The 19,376-nt window shown below is 34.2% G+C and carries 13 protein-coding genes and 1 pseudogene; 13 read left to right on the top strand and 1 reads right to left on the bottom strand.

All coding sequences use genetic code 11. The features are described 5' to 3' along the window. Positions 1 to 209: 209 nt before the first annotated feature. The 13 genes and pseudogenes from QM874_RS00915 to xerS all read left to right on the top strand — a co-directional run bounded on the left by QM874_RS00915 (position 210) and on the right by xerS (position 18,604). Entirely contained in the window at positions 210 to 1,259 is a 1,050-nt protein-coding gene (locus tag QM874_RS00915) for a glycosyltransferase (protein WP_414316195.1), read from the top strand. Then, positions 1,256 to 2,167, top strand: a complete 912-nt coding sequence (locus QM874_RS00920; RefSeq protein WP_414315859.1) for a phosphodiester glycosidase family protein — start codon at positions 1,256 to 1,258, stop codon at positions 2,165 to 2,167. The genes QM874_RS00915 and QM874_RS00920 overlap by 4 nt, the downstream gene beginning before the upstream one ends. Continuing rightward, a complete protein-coding gene (locus QM874_RS00925) occupies positions 2,148 to 2,594 on the top strand; it encodes a hypothetical protein (RefSeq protein ID WP_414316196.1) in 447 nt (148 codons plus the stop codon). The genes QM874_RS00920 and QM874_RS00925 overlap by 20 nt, the downstream gene beginning before the upstream one ends. Before the next feature lie 213 nt (positions 2,595 to 2,807). Beyond that, positions 2,808 to 4,844, top strand: coding sequence for a glucosaminidase domain-containing protein (locus QM874_RS00930; protein ID WP_414315860.1), 2,037 nt, complete (start codon positions 2,808 to 2,810; stop codon positions 4,842 to 4,844). Positions 4,845 to 4,973: 129 nt separating this feature from the next. Next, positions 4,974 to 5,168, top strand: a pseudogene (imm40, locus tag QM874_RS00935) (Imm40 family immunity protein); the annotation flags it as partial. 209 nt (positions 5,169 to 5,377) lie between these two features. After that, positions 5,378 to 6,229 carry a ribosome biogenesis GTPase YlqF gene (ylqF, locus tag QM874_RS00940; protein ID WP_414315861.1) on the top strand — a complete coding sequence of 284 codons (852 nt, stop codon included), beginning with the start codon at positions 5,378 to 5,380 and terminating at the stop codon, positions 6,227 to 6,229. After that, positions 6,216 to 6,995, top strand: a complete 780-nt coding sequence (locus QM874_RS00945; RefSeq protein WP_414315862.1) for a ribonuclease HII — start codon at positions 6,216 to 6,218, stop codon at positions 6,993 to 6,995. Before ylqF ends, QM874_RS00945 begins: the two co-directional genes overlap by 14 nt. Before the next feature lie 15 nt (positions 6,996 to 7,010). After that, positions 7,011 to 8,561 (top strand): chloride channel protein, encoded by a 1,551-nt coding sequence (locus QM874_RS00950; RefSeq protein ID WP_414315863.1) that lies wholly within the window; start codon positions 7,011 to 7,013, stop codon positions 8,559 to 8,561. 567 nt (positions 8,562 to 9,128) lie between these two features. Further along, positions 9,129 to 10,151 carry a hypothetical protein gene (locus QM874_RS00955; RefSeq protein WP_414315864.1) on the top strand — a complete coding sequence of 341 codons (1,023 nt, stop codon included), beginning with the start codon at positions 9,129 to 9,131 and terminating at the stop codon, positions 10,149 to 10,151. Then, the gene (locus QM874_RS00960) at positions 10,138 to 11,619 is read left to right on the top strand and encodes an LA2681 family HEPN domain-containing protein (RefSeq protein ID WP_414315865.1); all 1,482 of its coding nucleotides are present in this window, start codon (positions 10,138 to 10,140) and stop codon (positions 11,617 to 11,619) included. Before QM874_RS00955 ends, QM874_RS00960 begins: the two co-directional genes overlap by 14 nt. 539 nt (positions 11,620 to 12,158) lie before the next feature. Further along, positions 12,159 to 14,207, top strand: coding sequence for a site-specific DNA-methyltransferase (locus tag QM874_RS00965; RefSeq protein WP_414315866.1), 2,049 nt, complete (start codon positions 12,159 to 12,161; stop codon positions 14,205 to 14,207). A 12-nt stretch (positions 14,208 to 14,219) separates the two neighbouring features. Next, a complete protein-coding gene (locus QM874_RS00970) occupies positions 14,220 to 17,171 on the top strand; it encodes a type III restriction-modification system endonuclease (protein WP_414315867.1) in 2,952 nt (983 codons plus the stop codon). Positions 17,172 to 17,533: 362 nt separating this feature from the next. Continuing rightward, positions 17,534 to 18,604 (top strand): tyrosine recombinase XerS, encoded by a 1,071-nt coding sequence (gene xerS, locus QM874_RS00975; RefSeq protein ID WP_414311719.1) that lies wholly within the window; start codon positions 17,534 to 17,536, stop codon positions 18,602 to 18,604. An 85-nt stretch (positions 18,605 to 18,689) separates the two neighbouring features. On the opposite strand, the gene QM874_RS00980 is transcribed toward xerS, so the two are convergent. Continuing rightward, positions 18,690 to 19,331, bottom strand: a complete 642-nt coding sequence (locus tag QM874_RS00980; RefSeq protein ID WP_414315868.1) for a hypothetical protein — start codon at positions 19,329 to 19,331, stop codon at positions 18,690 to 18,692. Positions 19,332 to 19,376: the final 45 nt, after the last annotated feature.

The raw sequence follows: 19,376 nt of genomic DNA on the forward strand, positions 1-19,376 counted from the left end.
TTTTGTGATAAGATTCATCCTCAAATACAGTTACTGTTTGGGGATTTTTGTATATTTATTTTTATCTGAAAATTCAAACCATATTTCTTATTAATTGATAAGTCGTTTCTTTAAGCTTAAAGTTTTTTAAACCTAATCTTAAAGAAAACTGATATAAGGTATCTTTAAGCGATGTTCTGTATAGTTATACCATCATCAAAGAAAGAGGTATCGATATGAACTACATAGTCATTCCAGCTTATCAACCAGATAATAAACTTATCAAACTCATCGAAAAAATTCACGAAAAGAGTGATTTTCATATCTTAGTCATAGACGACGGCAGTTCATCAGAGTGCCAAAAAATCTTTGACAAAGCAGAACAATATGCAACTGTCATCCGTCACCAAGTGAACCAAGGTAAAGGGCAGGCTCTAAAAACAGCCTTTACTTATATCCAAGAACAAAACATTTATGGTACGGTTGTCACAGCAGATGCGGATGGACAGCACAAGGTATGGGATATTTTCCGCACGGCTAATAAAGCTTCCGAAAATCCAAACAAGCTAATCTTGGGTGTACGTGCCTTTTCAGGAAAAGTTCCCCTTCGTAGCCGTTTTGGTAACAGCTTAACCAAAGCTATCTTTAAACTTCAGACTGGAGTAGGAGTAACAGATACACAGACAGGTCTTCGTGCTTTTACTACAAACTTGATACCGTTTATGCTTAAGATTGAAGGCCAACGTTACGAATATGAAATGAATATGTTGCTCGAAGCAACGAAAGAATATGAGATTTTAGAAGTTCCTATTGAAACTGTCTATATTAATGACAATGAGGCTTCACACTTCCGCCCAATCCAAGACGGGCTCATGATCTATAAAAATATCATTAAATTTGCCTTGTCATCTCTCAGTAGCTTTGTTGTAGACTATATCGTTTACGCCCTAGCAATTTTGATTTTGCCGACAGTTCCGACGAGTCTACGAATTTTTCTAGCAAAGGGAGTAGCTCGTGTAACTAGTTCTATTTTCAACTATTCTACAAATAAAAAACTAGTCTTTAAAAATGACGATAGTCTTGTGAAAACAGGGATGGGATACTTTGGTCTAGCAGTTGGACTCTTTGTCTTAGATACGCTACTGATTCGTCTCTTCTTTACAGTCTTTGGTATCAACCTTCTGATTGCCAAAGTTATCGTCGGCATCCTTCTCTTCGCTGTCTCTTGGACAGTGCAAAAGAAATTCATCTTTAAGGAAAGGACATCAACTGTATTATGAAATTTTTAAAGAAACGCTATGCTTACGCCTCAGTTCTTGGCCTACTCTTGACAGGATCCTTTAGTTATTCCATGCTAAAGACCTTTGTCCTTGCTGAGACAATATCAACAGTTGCTACAACTAGCACAAGTTCCAATGCTGCAGCAGCAAGTCAAGCTGCTAAGACAGCTACTGTCACTGACTCTAGTTATAAAGATGACAATATTTCCGTCAATTTGTCTGAAACGACGGTCAATAATACACAAGTCTACGTTGCTGATATTACTCTGAGCTCATCAGATTATCTGAAAACTGCCTTTGCTCAAAATGCTTATGGAACTAACGTAACTGCAAAAACCTCTGTAACCGCAGCTGACAACAATGCCATTTTAGCAGTAAACGGGGACTACTATGGAGCTAACTCTACAGGTTATGTTATCCGTAATGGCGTTGTCTATCGTGATACTGTTCGTGAAGATTCTAGTAATGGCGACTTAGCTATTTATAAAGACGGCTCTTTCAAGGTTATTTACGAAGATCAGATATCAGCTGAGCAACTAGTTAATGACGGTGTCGTCAATCTCTTGGCTTTTGGACCAGCCTTGGTCGAAAATGGTGAAATTGCAGTTGATACCAATACAGAAGTAGGACAAGCAATGGCTTCAAATCCTCGTACAGCTATTGGTATAATCGATAAAAACCACTATATCATCGTTGTTTCAGATGGACGTACCTCAGAAAGTGAAGGTCTCTCTCTTTATCAGCTAGCTGAGGTCATGAAATCTTATGGAGTAAAAACTGCCTACAACCTTGATGGTGGTGGATCATCTACACTTTACTTCAACGGTCAGGTTATCAATAAACCAACGACTGGCGGAAACAAAATTTCAGAAAGGGCGGTGAGTGACATTGTCTACATCGGTTACTAATCTTGGCAAAAAACGTTTTAAGAAAACAGTCATTTCTTATACACTAATCACTATTTTCTTCTTTGCATTTTCTAGAATTTACGAATCATTTAGTTTTGGAGAAACTTCTGTTCATATGCACTATTTATTTGCAGCACCCCTTGTAGGGGGGATTCTACTAGCAATCTTTCTCAAGGTTCTCCCTCATTTCTCTCGTATTAGTCTAAATCTATGGAATTCGGCAGTAGCGATTATTACAGCAGGTACGCTTTTCCGTGGGATTGTCAATCTTTCAGGACGCTCTACAACCTTGGATACACCCTACTGGTATGTTGGGATTGGTTTTGCAATACTAGCGGTCGTCACTATTTTCATCAATCCAAACCTTTGGAAGAATGCTAGCAAAGTAACTAAAACCAAACGCAAAGAAGTCTATGGTCAGGCATAATGTTATTAAAAAGTAGTCGTTCAGCTGATGTTCGACAACTTTTTATCGCCTTTTATTTCTAAAATATTGTAAAAATATTACAAGTTTCTTTCTAATTTTAAATACTACTTTCGTATTTAAAATAATATTGTATAATAAAATGGATAATTGGCGTTTTTAATACAATATTTAAGAAAAACAAATCCCAAACTTGGTTTTTGTTAGGAGAAAAGAATGAAAAAAGTATTGCTGGCAAGTACGGTTGCCCTCTCTATGGCAGGTATTGCGAAAACGACTGTCTATGCTGAGGAATCTCAAGCTACCAATAAAGTTCAAACTTCTGAAAAGGCTACAGGAAGCCAAGCAGGAAATGGCAATCTGAACCAAACTCAAAACAAGTCAGAAACAGTCGAGCCTCAAACTTCCCCAAAGCAGGAAACTACTAACACCAAGGAGCAGTCTTCGACAGAAGCAGTAGTAGAAGAGGTTAACAAAGAAGGTTGGCAAAAAGAAAACAGTCAATGGCGCTATTATGAGAATAATAAGCCTGTTTTAAATTGGAAGAAGATAGCTGGTGTTTGGTATTATTTCAATCAAGAAGGCATCATGCTAAGTAATACTATTTTTAACAACTATCTTTTCAATAAGAGTGGAGCCTTAGCGGAATCATCATGGGTAAAACTTGAAAACAAATGGTATTATGCGACTGAAGAAGGAAAAGTAACTCGAAATAAATGGGCTAGTATTTCTGGAGATTGGTATCGTTTTGATCAAGATGGTATCATGCTTAGTAATGCTATCCACAATGACTATTTGTTCAATAGTAGTGGAGCTTTAGCAATTAACACTTGGACTAAAATTGGTGATAAATGGTACTATGGAAATCAAGATGGGAAAATTCTTCGTAATAAGTGGGAAAAAATTAAGAACATCTGGTATTACTTTAACCAAGACGGAACGATGCTCAGTGATACGATTTACAAAGAGTATCTCTTCAACAAGAGCGGTGCATTAGCCGAATCTTCATGGGTTAAAATTTCTAACAAGTGGTATTACGCTGACGCCTCTGGTAAGATAACTAGAAATAAATGGGAAAAAATTAAAGACCGTTGGTATTACTTTGATGCCGAAGGTGTAATGGAAAGTAGCACCTGGAAAAAGAAATACTATCTTAAAGATAGTGGAGCCATGGCTGAGAATGAATGGATCTTTGATAAGAAACACAATAGCTGGTTCTATATCAAAGCTGATGGTAGCTACGCTGAAAATCAGTGGCAGGGAGCTTACTATCTAAAATCTGGCGGCTATATGGCTAAGAATGAATGGATTTTTGATAAGGACTATGACGCTTGGTATTACCTCAAAGAAGATGGAGTTTATGTAACTGGGACTTTCAAAATCAAAGGTAAAGACCATTCTTTCCAAAGTAATGGAAAATGGATTTCTGATCCATCATCTTACTATAAGGTAGCTCCAATTACAGCTTATGTCTACAGCGCTTCAGGTGATAGACTCAGCTATATCTCACAAGGTAGCATTGTTTCAGTTACTGGAACAGAAGTTCAAGGTGGTCGACTTCCAGTCAAAATCTCTGGCCTTTCAGGTTATATGAACAAGAATGATCTTGTAGCAGTTAGTTCTGCAAGTGACTTCATTCCTCACTATACTACGGATGGTAAATATCTCTACCACGAGTTATCACCTTATGCTAGTATTCGAGTTGCACCACATAGCTCGGCTATGACCATTGGTAAAAAGTATTATTCAGCTGATGGTGCTAACTTTGACAACTTTACAGTTGAAAATCCTTTCTTGTTTAGAGATTTAAGCAAACCAACTAATTATACAGCAGCAGAGTTGGATAAAATTTTCTCTGTCATGAATATTCAAGGAAGTCGTTTGGCAGGTAAAGGTGCAGTCTTTAAAGAAGCGGAAGAACGTTATAAAATCAATGCCCTCTACTTGATTGCCCACAGTGCTCTAGAAAGTTCATGGGGACGTAGTCAAATTGCCAAGGATAAGAATAACTTCTTTGGCATTGCAGCCTATGATACAACACCATATGATTCAGCCAAAAGCTTTGACAATGTCGACAAGGGTATCTTAGGTGCAGCTAAATGGATTCGTGAAAATTATTATGACGAAGGTAGAACCCATCTTGGAAATAAAGCTTCCGGAATGAATGTCCTCTACGCATCAGACCCATATTGGGGAGAAAAGATTGCAAGTATTATGATGACAATCAACAGTAAGCTGGGCGAAAAAGACTAGAAATCATTAGAATCGATAACGACTGAAAAGTGGTTATCGATTTTGCTTATCAAGAGAAACTCGAGGAAATTCCTTTATGAAATTGAATTTTGAACATATGCACAAAAGAGGAAAAATCTAAACCACTTAGGGATTAATGCATACGCTTATAGCTACTCAGTTATAACAGACTTACTTGCTATTGTCCAAGCGAATAATCTGACCATATTAGGTGGAGATGTGTTTTGCTACAAAAATGCTCAATTGACACATACTTATGACAATTGGCATTATGAGAAACAATATCCAACTAGCGATTGTAGCAAATCTATTCTTCAAACATAAAAGTATATAAAGCATTATGTAAAAAATCATGGTAAACACTATTATTTTTCAATCGTTTTAGAGGAACCAATAGACTGAATAGAGAGTCAAATAGGAGAAATCATGATATAATAGAAGTTAGTGATTTATTTTTAGAAAAAAAGCTATCTGTTGCTTACTCGACAATAATAAAATAGATAAAATCCAAACTAAGAAAGGAATTTTACATTATGGCTATTATTCAATGGTTTCCTGGCCACATGTCCAAGGCAAGAAGACAGGTTCAGGAAAATTTAAAATTTGTTGATTTTGTGACGATTTTGGTGGATGCACGCTTACCCTTGTCTAGTCAAAATCCGATGCTGACTAAAATTGTAGGAGATAAACCAAGGCTCTTAATTTTAAATAAGGCAGATCTGGCAGATCCAGTTCAAACGAAAGAATGGCGTCAACACTTTGAAGCACAAGGAATTCAAACCCTAGCTATTAACTCCAAAGAGCAGGTTACAGTTAAAGTTGTGACAGATGCAGCCAAAAAGCTTATGGCAGATAAGATTGCTCGTCAAAAAGAACGTGGTATTCAAATCGAAACTTTGCGTACCATGATTATCGGCATTCCAAATGCTGGAAAATCTACATTGATGAACCGATTAGCTGGTAAGAAAATTGCTGTAGTTGGTAACAAACCAGGTGTCACCAAGGGGCAACAATGGCTTAAGACGAATAAGGATCTAGAAATCTTGGATACTCCTGGTATTCTTTGGCCAAAATTCGAAGATGAAACGGTTGCCCTTAAACTCGCATTGACTGGAGCTATCAAAGACCAGTTGCTTCCGATGGATGAAGTAACAATTTTTGGACTTAATTACTTTAAAACGCATTACCCTGAAAAACTTCAGGAACGTTTTAAACAAATGAATCTGGATGATGAAGCTCCTCAAATTATCATGGATATGACTCGTATCCTTGGTTTCCGTGATGATTACGATCGTTTTTACAATCTCTTTGTCAAAGAGGTTCGTGATGGAAAACTTGGTAACTATACCTTAGATACATTGGAAGACCTCAATGGCAACGATTAAAGAAATAAAAGAAGAATTAGCAAAGATAACTAAACTTGAAAGTCCCTTGTTTAAGGAATTTGAAAAAGATTCTCGTTCAGGTGTACAAAAGGAAATTGAAAAGCGTAAGAAAGCCATTCAAGCTGAAATTGATGAAAATCTCCGCTTAGAAGCCATGCTTAGCTATGAAAAAGATCTATATAGTGAAGGGATATCTCTAATTGCTGGTGTAGATGAGGTTGGTCGTGGTCCTTTAGCTGGTCCAGTAGTGGCTGCTGCAGTAATTTTACCTCAAAATTGCAAGATTAAAGGCTTGAATGACAGTAAAAAGATTCCAAAGAAAAAACATCAAGAGATTTTTCAAGCTGTTAAAGATAAGGCTCTAGCAATCGGTATTGGGATTATGGATAATCAAGTCATTGATCAAGTCAATATCTATGAAGCAACTAAACTAGCTATGAAAGAAGCTATTTCTCAGCTTGAACCTCAACCAGAACACCTTTTGATTGATGCAATGAAGTTGGACTTGTCAATTTCTCAGACATCCATCATCAAAGGGGATGCCAACTCCTTATCTATTGCAGCAGCATCCATCATTGCTAAGGTTACCAGAGATGAGCTAATGTCCAAGTACGATCAAGAATTTCCTGGTTACGATCTTGCACAAAATGCAGGATATGGAACAGCTAAGCATCTAGAAGGAATTGAAAAGCACGGTGTCACACCTATTCATCGCACCAGTTTTGAACCGATTAAAACAATCGTTTCAGAAACTAGTAAAAGATAATTAAAGGAGAGAATTATGGAGGAACAGTCGGAAATACTCAGCTCCAAGAAGGAATTTGCTTTCGCGTCCAGTACGATCTTAGCTCAAGCAGGGCGAGGTATTATTGTTGGATTAGTCGTAGGACTTATTGTTGGGTCATTTCGTTTTTTGATTGAAAAAGGCTTTCATGTCGTTCAAGGACTATATCTAGACCAAGAAAATCTACTTCGAAATCTATTGATCATTTTATTGTTTTATATTCTAATTTGCTGGCTTAGCGCCAAATTAACACGCTCGGAAAAAGATATCAAAGGTTCTGGTATTCCTCAAGTTGAGGCAGAGTTAAAAGGTCTCATGTCTCTCAACTGGTGGAGTGTGCTATGGAAGAAATATGTTCTTGGTATTCTCGCAATTGCGAGTGGACTCATGTTAGGGCGTGAAGGTCCAAGTATTCAACTAGGTGCTGTTGGAGGTAAAGGAATTGCTAAGTGGCTCAAGTCTAGCCCTGTCGAAGAACGTTCTTTAATCGCGAGTGGAGCTGCTGCTGGACTTGCTGCAGCCTTTAACGCTCCAATAGCAGGTCTGCTTTTTGTAGTAGAAGAAGTTTACCATCACTTTTCAAGATTTTTCTGGGTTTCAACCCTGGCTGCCAGTCTGGTAGCAAACTTTGTTTCCCTTCTCATCTTCGGCTTAACACCCGTTCTGGATATGCCAGATGATATCCCTCTCATGAGCTTGAATCAATATTGGATTTATCTGGTGATGGGAATTTTTCTTGGGCTCTCAGGTTTTCTTTATGAAAAAGCGGTTCTGAATGTCGGCAAAGTTTATGAATGTATTGGCCAAAGGCTTCATATTGATAAAGCTTATCATCCAATTTTTGCTTTTATCCTGATTATTCCTGTGGGAATATTCCTACCACAGATACTTGGTGGGGGAAATCAAATTGTTTTATCTTTAACAGAACAGGATTTCAGTTTTCAAATTCTCTTAATTTACTTTATCATTCGCTTTATCTGGAGTATGATCAGTTATGGTAGTGGACTGCCAGGAGGTATTTTCTTGCCAATTTTAGCTTTAGGATCCTTACTTGGTGCCCTGGTAGGTGTTATTTGTGTCAATCTTGGACTTGTTAGCCAGCAGCAATTCCCTATCTTTGTGATTCTTGGAATGAGCGGGTATTTTGGGGCTATCTCAAAAGCACCTTTGACAGCTATGATTCTTGTGACGGAAATGGTTGGTGACATCCGCAATCTCATGCCTTTAGGGATGGTGACCCTAGTTGCCTATATTATCATGGATCTACTCAAGGGTGCGCCAGTCTATGAGGCTATGTTGGAAAAAATGCTGCCTGAAGAAGCTTCAGATGAAGGAGAAGTTACCCTCATTGAAATTCCAGTTTCAGATAAAATAGCAGGGAAACAAGTACATGAACTCAATTTACCACATAATGTGCTTATCACAACCCAGGTACATAACGGTAAAAGTAAGACAGTTAATGGATCTACAAGGATGTATCTAGGTGATATGATTCATCTCGTAATTCCAAAAAGTGAAATTGGAAAAGTGAAAGATTTGCTTTTATAGCAGTATTAATTTACATAATTTATGTTATGTTGTATCAGGTAATAATTTAAGAAAAAGATTTTTCAGATTTATTTGATCGACAGATTCTTATAGATGAAAACAATATAAAAAAAAAACTCGGTCCCTAAAAGATGGAATCGAGTTTTTTATTACAATCAAATACACTGTAGAAGATTAGAAATTTTAAAACTATAAGTTCAATAAAGCAATGAATTACCAAATTTTAAGCTATTTTTCAAAACTAAAAGTTTATGTACAATTGACTTAACATGAGCTAAACCATTGATACAACTGAATTAGAAGCATAAAGTACATTCTTTAAAAAGTGTACTTTATTTTTGTTTTGTACATTATTCTAGAGTGGTATTTTGTATGTTTTATAGTGCATCATATAATCAAATCTAAGAAATTGATTTGTACATTTTTTACTCAAGTAACAGTAGAAGGAGTGACGGTTCAATTGTACATTTTATTTAAAATATTTATGGCTATAATAATAGTATTTGAAGCATAGATAAAGTAGATACAGTGGTATAATAGTGTCAAAAGACTTTCAGGAGAAATGAGATGAGATCGCATACAGTTATTCTAGGCGCTGGTGCTACTATTGCAGCAATTCCAGATGGTGATAAAAATGGGAAAAGCTCTTCAGTTATGAATGGATTGCTAAAAAAACTTAATTTAGAAGAAATTCTTGCCGGTGTTGAATTACAGACAAAGAGCGAAAATTTGGAAGATATCTATTCAGAGTTATTTGAGAGAGAAGAGTGCTCTGAAATAGTTAGGAAGCTAGAAGAAAGACTCTATGATTATTTTGCTTCGTTGGAGTTACCTGATGAACCAACAATTTATGATCTTTTAATATTAAGTTTAACTAATAAAGATTGCATAGCTACGTTTAATTGGGACCCTTTACTTATACAAGCTTATGTTCGCTGTTTAAAAATTACTCTGAACCTGCCACAAATTCTTTGTTTACATGGGAATGTAGCTGTCGGTTTTTGTGAAGAACATACTGAGTTTGGAACAGTAGATTACTATTGCCCAACATGTTATAAAAAATTAAATCCAACAAAATTATTGTATCCCGTAAAAAACAAAGACTATTCTTCCGATGGATACATAAATTGGTGTTGGAAAGTATTAGATTACTTTGTCGATCATTCATATATGTTAACTATTTTTGGATACAGTGCTCCTAAGAGCGATGTGGATGCTGTTAATTTAATGAAAAAAGCATGGGGAAATATTGAAGACCGACCACTTGAAGAAGTTTCCGTAATAGATATTATAGACGAAGAGACTATGCTAAATACATGGAAAGACTTTATTCATAGCCATCATTATAGGTATTCAAATTCATTTTTTGATTCTTACTTAGCAAAATTTCCAAGAAGAACTTGTGAAACCGTATTTGCAACATTTTCATTAAATGTTCCTTCTGATGGTAGTAGAGGATTTAAAGAGAATTTTAATTGGGACATGATAAAAGAGTTTTTATCTGATATGTTAGTTGAAGAACAGGAAAATAAAGGAAAATCAAATTTAAAATCGAGATATTTAGTTTGGGGTGAAGATGTTAACAAATAATCCAATTAATCATAGTGTACTTAAATTGTCAATGGATTTCGATAATGCTTTTAAACATAAAAATATAGAGGAAATCTATAGACTAATAGAATTTGGAAAAAATATGGAAAACACTATTGATGATATTTCCAAAATTCAATTATTTTATTCTATTGGGACAGCATACGCTGATATATTTGAACTAAGTGATAACTTAGTTTTCAACATAGATACCGATTTTACAGTTCAACAAATTTATTACTTAAGAAAAGCTATAGAAATTTCAAATAACGTTGATATAAATTCTGAGAACAGTAGGTTTGTTTTCCCATTATTATGTTCACTTTACACTAATTACGCAAATTTATTAGATGCTTGTGGTAGAAAGCAGTTAGCTATTAAGATGTATTGTAAATGTATACAAATCAATCCAAGATTCACAATGGCTAGTGGTAACTTGGCTATTTGTCTAGATCATTATCGTAATTTTTTGAATGATAACGAACACCTCCACTTTATTAAAAAAATTAAAAATTTAATAGAAACAAGCATAACTGTTTCAGATCCAAACAGAGTTGATTATGCAGAAAAGCGATTTATTGAACTTTACGAACAATATCTTAATTATAAAGACTTAGATGAATGCTCTTGTAAAACCATCGATTATAATCCTAATTCACAAAAGTATCGCGAATGGTGTTGGAACAACGGGCTGTATCTTAATCCACTTAATGACTTACAAGCTGACGATATAAATAGATATGATGATAATCTTTTGCTACCAAGTTTATTATTTCAATCGGATAAAGATTTAAACAAATATATTTCTATGTTTAATCAAATTAAGCAAGAATATGTTTATGCGCGTTATCTCTGTTTTAATAGCATTGAAATTGATTCGGTTCATTATGCTGATGAGAATGTTGATCTTATTGATTGTCTAGAATACGTACAATATTCTATCCGAGTAGAAGGATTAAAAGCAGCTTTTAAAACACTATATTCATTATTAGATAAAGTAGGAATGTTTATAAATGAATATTATTCTTTAAAAATTAAGACTCGACAAGTAAATTTTCATTCAATTTGGAGAACAAATAGCAATTTAGGTAAGTTGTTGGATAAGAATATTGGTCTATCATCTATATTTTGGATATCGAAAGATTTTGATAATGGTAATAATTCTTTGACAGCAAATCCACACGCAAAGCTATTAAAAACTATTAGAAATTATTTAGAGCATAGGTTTACTAATATTACATTGAATTTTATTGATGGAAGTGAAGAAAATAATGAAACTAGACTGTATCTAACTGAATTTGAACTTCAAGAGTGTACATTAGATTTATTAAATCTTGTAAGAGAAGTTATTTTTTCACTCAAAAATGCCATTCAAATAAGTGAAAATGAAAAACAATCTACTCTAAGCAGTGAAGTTGCTTTAATTCCGATAAATTATAAAGAAGTAGATTCGGAAGATAAATTATAACATTGAGCATACAATTTATAGTCGTTATAAAAAGCAATAGTCTAAATTCATTTAACTAATCGACTTAACTAGAGCTAAACCAAGGAATTGATTTGTACATTTTTTACTCTAGTAGTGGCAGAAGAAGTTACAAAAAGAACAGTTAGTTAATTGAAAACATCATTTTTTTTGGAATGAAATTCAAACTATAAAAAGAGATTACAATTAATAAATCAATCTGCAAAGTTACACAAAAGTTAAATAGTAAAAAAAACATAATTTTGTGATATAATAACGCTATAATTCTGAAACATTTATTATAAAGGTGATAATATATGATTTTCAGAAGAAATTAAAAGATTAAAAAATGCTTTTTAACATAACATAATTTTGCTAATAAAGTACTTGTCGCATTTTCTACTGTAAATAGATGGGAAGGTGGCAATGCAAAACCTAATTTTAATGCTATGAAAAATATAAAGGAATTCTGTTCAAAGTATGATGCAGAGTACACTACCATTAAAGAGTCGTAGCTTGATTTTAAAGTAAGGAGTAAAAAAATGATAAAAGATATTATTTCAGCAAACGCATTGGTTACACCAAATCAGAAAGAAATGAATATTTTAAAAGAGAGTTTTCCATCTTGTTTTCGTACTGATGGCTCTTTTGATATTGTAAAATTTTCTGAATTTTTAAAAGATAAAATTGAGATTTCTCACGAGGGGTACGAATTAAAATTTTTAGGTAAAAATTACGCAAAAATGCTAGCATCGTTTGATACTGAAACAGTAATAGTTCCTGATGAAAGACACAACAGCCTTCCTGAGAACACCGACAGTGAGAATATATATATCAGTGGTGACAATCTCGATGTTTTGAAACACTTGCTTAAATCTTATGCAGGTAAAGTTAAATGTATTTATATAGATCCTCCATATAATACTGGTTCTGATGACTTTGTTTACAATGATAAATTTAATTTCACTGTTGAGGATTTGGTTGAGAAGCTCAGTATCGATGAAGAGGAGGCACAACGAATTCTGGATTTAACTACTAGGGGCAGTGCATCACACTCTGCTTGGTTAATGTTTATGTACCCTAGATTACAACTAGCTAGAGATTTATTGAATAAACAGGGCGTAATTTTTATTTCAATTGATGATAATGAGAAAGACAACCTTAAATTACTGTGTGATGATATTTTTGGTGAAAACAATTTTATTGCTAGTATTATTGTACAAGCTAATAAGAGGGGGCAAACTTATAAACAACTTGCAAAGACTCATGAGTATTTATTGGTATACATTAAAAATGAAGATGTTATTTTAAATGAATTATCAAAGGGTGTAGGTGCTTTCGATAAACAAGATTCCATTGGTGAATTTGAAGAACGTGAACTTAGAAATAGGAATCCAAAGTACGGTAAGTATAATCGTCCTAATCTTTTCTATCCTATTTATACTAATCCTAATATTGTTGACAAATATGGATATAGTCCAATTTCGTTGGAGAAGACATCTGATTTTTCAATAGAAATTTTTCCACTTAACAGTGAAGGAGTGGAAAGCTGCTGGCGTTGGGGAAAGAAAAAATTAGTTGATAACAACAATTCTGATCCGATGGAAAGTAATGTGGTTGCTAAATTAAAAAATACAGGTGAATTTGGTGTTTATGAGAAATATCGGAAGGGCACATTTAAAGCAAAAACAATATGGTATGAAGATAATATTGTTGGAGATTTGGTTGGAGAAGACGACGATATATGGGAAGAAACAGCAGTTATAACAGAACAAGGCTCAAAAGAATTGAGTATATATGGTATGTCGGATGCATTTGATTTTCCTAAACCAACTTATCTTGTGAAAAAAGCTATGCAAATAGGAGGTGCTGAAGATTCTCTATTTGTAGACTTCTTTTCAGGCTCAGCAACTTCAACGGAGGCAGTTATGTCTTTAAATGCTGAGGATAATGGAAAAAGGAAAATAATTGCCGTTCAACTTCCAGAAGATCTGGACTTGAAATATAAAACAGTTAGAAAAAGTGAAAAAGCAAAGGTGAAGAAAGTATTGGACTTTTTAGATTCTGCAAATAGACCACATAGTCTCGACTATATTGGTATTGAAAGAATTCTTAGAGCAAAGAAAAAGATTCAAGAACAAAATCCAAATACAAGTGCAGATCTTGGTTTTAAACATTATTCTTTAGCAGAGGTCACCCAAAATACGCTTGATAAGATTGAAAAGTTTGATAACGGCGGATTTATTACTGACACTACTGTATATGATGAATTTGGTACTTCAACTATACTTACAACATGGTTAGTGCATGATAACTATGGGTTTGTAAATAATTGTAAAACGGTAGATCTTGCAGAGTATACGGCATACTGGTGCGAAAATCACTTATACCTTATCAATCCAGGACTTACTGAAGAAGCTATTAAGGCTCTTGTTGACAGATACAATACAGTTGGAGCTTTTAATCCACAAAATATTGTTCTCTTTGGATATAGTTTCAACTATGTAGAACTAGAGAATTTAAAAACAAATGTAAAAATCCTTCGCGATTCTGAAAAGAATCTCAAAATTAATTTGGATATCAGATATTAAGGAGGTGTTGTTTTGGAACTTATACTAGAAAGAGAATTGGATCATCAGCAGAAAGCAGTTGACGCTACAATCTCTGCCATTGATGGGATTAGAATGATAAAACCTTATCGAAATTATGAAAATCCCACATTTGACAGAAATGATCCCAGTCTTATTAAGAATTTAAATGAAATTCAAAAGAATATACGTTCAGACTATAGGGGATGTCGAGATGAAGGAAATTATCTAAACCTTGATATCAAGATGGAAACGGGAACAGGCAAAACTTATGTATATACACAAACAATTTTTGAAATGCATAAAAAATTTGGTTTTAACAAGTTCATTATTGCTGTTCCGTCTCTTTCGATTAAGGCAGGAACATCACAATTCATAGATGATAGCTATGTAAAACAGCATTTTTCTAATGCATGCGGCTACAATTGTGATATTGAGTTAAGCGTATTGGAAAGTCCTAAAAAAAAGAGAAAAGGACTTCTAGCTATGCCTCCTGGTATTCGTGATTTTTTTAATGGTTCATGTCAGAATTCGAACAAGATATATGTATTGCTTGTTAATATGCAATTGTTGACAAATGGTAATATGCTTTCTCGATCAGATTATGATTATTTGGTTGGGGATTTCTTTAGACCTTTTGATGCATTGAAAGCTACAAAGCCAATTGTGATTATTGATGAACCTCATAGATTTTCTCGTGAACAAAAAGCGTATAAAGCTATTGTTGAAGAGTTAAGTCCACAAATTATTATTCGTTATGGAGCAACATTTCCAAATATAACAGTTGGTAAAGGCAAAAATAAAGTTACTTTCAAGGATTTTAATAATCTTATTTACGAATTAAATGCCTGTGATTCTTTTAATCTTACCTTGATTAAAGGTATTGCAAAGGAACATTTTGAACCTTTATCGAAAAAGGAAGAAAAAGTCAAGATATTATCGGTAAAATCAAAAACTTCTGCTACACTCCAATTCAAAAAAAGAGGAGAAGAAACAAAAACATACATACTAACTACAGGTGATTCTTTATCTGTTATTGATTCCTCATTTGAAGGAGTGACAATTAGTGCTATTGGAAAAAATTTCATTGAACTGGTAAACGGACAAGTAAAATATCAGGGAGAAGAATTTAATACAGATATTTATTCATCATCTTATCAAGAGCAAATGCTAAAGTTAGCAATTCACCGCCATTTTGAAACAGAACGCCAAAATTTCTCAGGTAGAAGATATAAAATTAAAACTCTTGCTTTGTTCTTCATTGATGATATTACTTCATATCGTGACTCAGATGATGGTAAAGTAGCTTATTTGAAAGTTATCTTTGAGAAGCTATTACTTGAAAAAATTGATGAACTTTTGCAGACACTTCCGGATAGTGAACAAGAATATAAAGATTACCTTGAGGCAAGTAAATCAGATTTATCTGCATGTCATGCAGGTTATTTTGCACAGGATAATAGTAATTCTGATGAAGCAATTGCTAATGAAGTAGCTGATATTCTTCATAACAAGAAAGATCTTCTCTCTCTCCGCAAAGAAGATGGCTCGTTTAATACAAGAAGATTTCTTTTTTCTAAATGGACTTTGAAAGAAGGATGGGACAATCCTAATGTATTCACAATTGCTAAATTACGCTCGAGTGGTAGTGACAATAGCAAACTACAAGAAGTAGGGAGGGGGCTACGTCTTCCCGTTGATGAAAATGGCAACAGGATTTCTAATGAGGAGTTTAAGCTTAATTATATAGTCGATTTTACTGAAGCTGATTTTGCCGAAAAACTGATTGATGAAATAAATGGGGAATCACTACAACTGATTACACTTTCTCAAGATTTATTAATTAAAGTTGCTAAAGAACGTGGTGTTGACACCGATGAATTGTTTATTGAATTAATGAGTAAAAAATACATCAATCGTAACTATGAAATCCAAATCAGAAACAGAGATACTTTTTATGAGGATTATCCTGAATTTGCTTCAGGGGTATCAAGTAACAAGGTTACTGATATCAATAAAAATAAGAAGGAAGTAGTGCATATAAGAAAAGCAGTTTACTCTGAGTTAAAAGAGTTATGGGAACGTATCAACCACAAGTATTACCTATTCTATGATACGGATTTGACAGATGAAATTCCAAAGGCACTTCATGATATTTTGAGAAGAAGCGGAACTTTTGGAAATCTAACTTTGAATAGTCATCGCAAACAACTTGCAACTGCGGGAAATGCTATGGTTATCAAGGAAGCATCTGGTGTTTCTTATTCAGTAAAACGCTCTCTCCCTTACAATGAATTCTTAAAAAGAATCAACCTGCAAACAAGTATACCTATAAGGGAACTACACAATGCTATGTGTGAACTTTCTAGGGAAAAAGATATACCTGATGAATACTTCAACGAATATTCTATTGCTAATATTGTTTCAGAATTCACAGATTGGCGGATCAAGAAAACGCAAACACGTTTTAAATACAAACGTTCTTCTCAACCTGTTACTGAAACAGTATTAACAAATAAAGATGGTTCAATTAGAGAAGTTATCAAACAAGGAATCGTGGGAACAAAATTTGCTGAGGGTACACCTTCCCACAAATATTTGTATGATAAAATTTTATTTGATTCTCCTCTTGAGAAAGATAATATTATGACAGATATAGACGAAGTTGTAGTATATGGAAAAATTCCCAAAGCAAGTGTTGCAATTCCAACGATTGTAGGAGAAAACTATAGTCCTGATTTCATGTACGTTGTTAAACATAAAGACGGGACAAAAGAATTGAATATTGTAGTAGAGACGAAGTCTGTAGAAAAAAAATCCACACTCCGTGAAACCGAAGACGCAAAAATAAAATGTGCGGAAGCTTTCTTCAAACAACTGACTATTGATGGATATACAGTAACATTCCATACTCAGTTAAACAATAAAAATGTAAAGCAGATTATAGAAGATGTATTAGAAGGATAGTTAGTAATAATAAATTTTCACTAAATTTCATTTAAATAAAAACACTTTAATAAATCATTAACTGATGACCATTAAAGTGTTTTTTAGTATCAAAATGTACATTTGAAAAATTTTTAGTTTTCACTTAAATAAAGTACATTTTACAGTAGATGAACAGCTTTAAAAATTTCCAGTGTTCACTTAAATAAAGTACATAATTGAGTATAATTCGCTTAAAAAAATTTTTGGTTATAAAGAGATTATATAACTTATTAAGACAATCCAATATATCTTCTATAACATCTTTCCGAAAAACTATAATTTTCTTGAAAAATATACCTAGCTATGCTATACTACTAGTATAGAAAGATTTGGAGAAAAACATGAAACGCGAGATCTTATTAGAACGAATCGATAAACTCAAACAAGTCATGCCCTGGTATGTTCTGGAATACTATCAATCGAAACTGGCTGTTCCATACAGTTTTACGACCTTGTACGAATACTTAAAGGAATACGATCGATTTTTCACCTGGGTCTTGGAATCTGGTATATCAGATGCTGATACCATGTCTAATATTCCCTTAGACGTTCTGGAACACATGACCAAGAAAGACATGGAATCTTTTATTCTTTACTTACGTGAACGCCCTTTGCTTAATGCTAATACAACTAAAAATGGTGTCTCTCAAACAACCATTAACCGTACACTTTCTGCACTTTCTAGTCTTTATAAGTATTTGACTGAGGAGGTTGAAAATGATCAAGGTGAACCTTATTTCTATCGCAATGTCATGAAGAAGGTTGCTACCAAGAAAAAGAAAGAAACCTTGGCTGCGCGAGCTGAAAATATCAAGCAAAAGCTCTTTTTAGGTGATGAAACAGAGGGATTTTTGAATTATATAGATGAGGAATACCCTAAAACTCTCTCAAATCGAGCCTTATCGTCCTTTAACAAGAATAAGGAGCGAGATTTAGCGATTATCGCACTCCTTCTTGCCTCTGGTGTCCGTCTTTCTGAAGCAGTTAACCTAGATCTTCGAGACCTCAATCTTAAGATGATGGTGATTGAAGTCACTCGAAAAGGCGGAAAACGAGATTCGGTTAATGTTGCTGCCTTTGCTAAGCCTTATTTAGAGCAATATCTTGCTATTCGAGACAAACGATATAAGACAGAAAAAAAGGATACAGCCCTCTTTCTAACCTTGTATCGAGGGGTTCCAAACCGTATCGATGCTTCTAGTGTTGAAAAGATGGTGGCAAAGTATTCTGAAGATTTCAAAGTCCGAGTGACACCCCACAAACTACGCCATACGCTTGCAACACGTCTATATGATGCAACCAAATCCCAAGTTTTGGTCAGCCACCAGCTAGGACATGCTAGCACACAGGTAACGGACTTGTATACGCATATCGTTAATGACGAACAGAAAAATGCCTTGGATAGTTTATAAGATACATAATATAATTTATGTAATGTTTCAGTATTAGAAAAAGAGCGTAGGATTTTTTATGGAATCTTACGCTCTTTTATTCTTTCTATAAAAATTCGATCCAATAATTACGGTGTGGCTCAATAATAACTGGTTTTCCCCAGAATGATTTTAGATAGGCCAAGTTTGCAGGGGTGACAGGTCTTTTTTCACCATTGAACTTCTCTGCACTCTCTTCCGTTAGAAAACATTTAACTGCTTCATATGGTGTACCATCGTCCGCTATTCGATCAATTCCTAAATAAGCAATTTCATCACCGGCTTTTTGAATATCTGTAAATAGTTTACCAATAAAATAAACCGTCTTATCTTTCATTAATTCATAAGCCTTACTATTTTCCAGTCTGTTATTCGCTGCAGCGTACATAATACAAAAACTGTCCACAATATCTTTCAAAGGCATTAATTCTTCTTTGCTGACTATAATTTCGTCGGGAGCAAGTCCACCAATGATTAAGCTTTTATAATGAGGTTGCTGGATGACATTATCTAAAGCCATTCCTAATGGTAGTTGGACAGCTTGATAGCCTAATGGTTCTAGCTCTTGCTTTTTCTGGTCAAGGTGTTCTTGTGTAATACTGATATTCAAATCATATGGACTAGAAGATTGTTGCTTGCTAAAAAAAGCCATTACTATACGGTCTAACTGTTCAAATAGACCAAGATTTTCTACTGGTACTTTCATCATTGAATTTGATCCCCTTTTTGTTCAGATTTCTTCTTTATTCTACTC

Origin of the sequence: Streptococcus infantis (genome assembly GCF_047463615.1) — a bacterium.
Lineage (GTDB): Bacteria > Bacillota > Bacilli > Lactobacillales > Streptococcaceae > Streptococcus > Streptococcus infantis_X.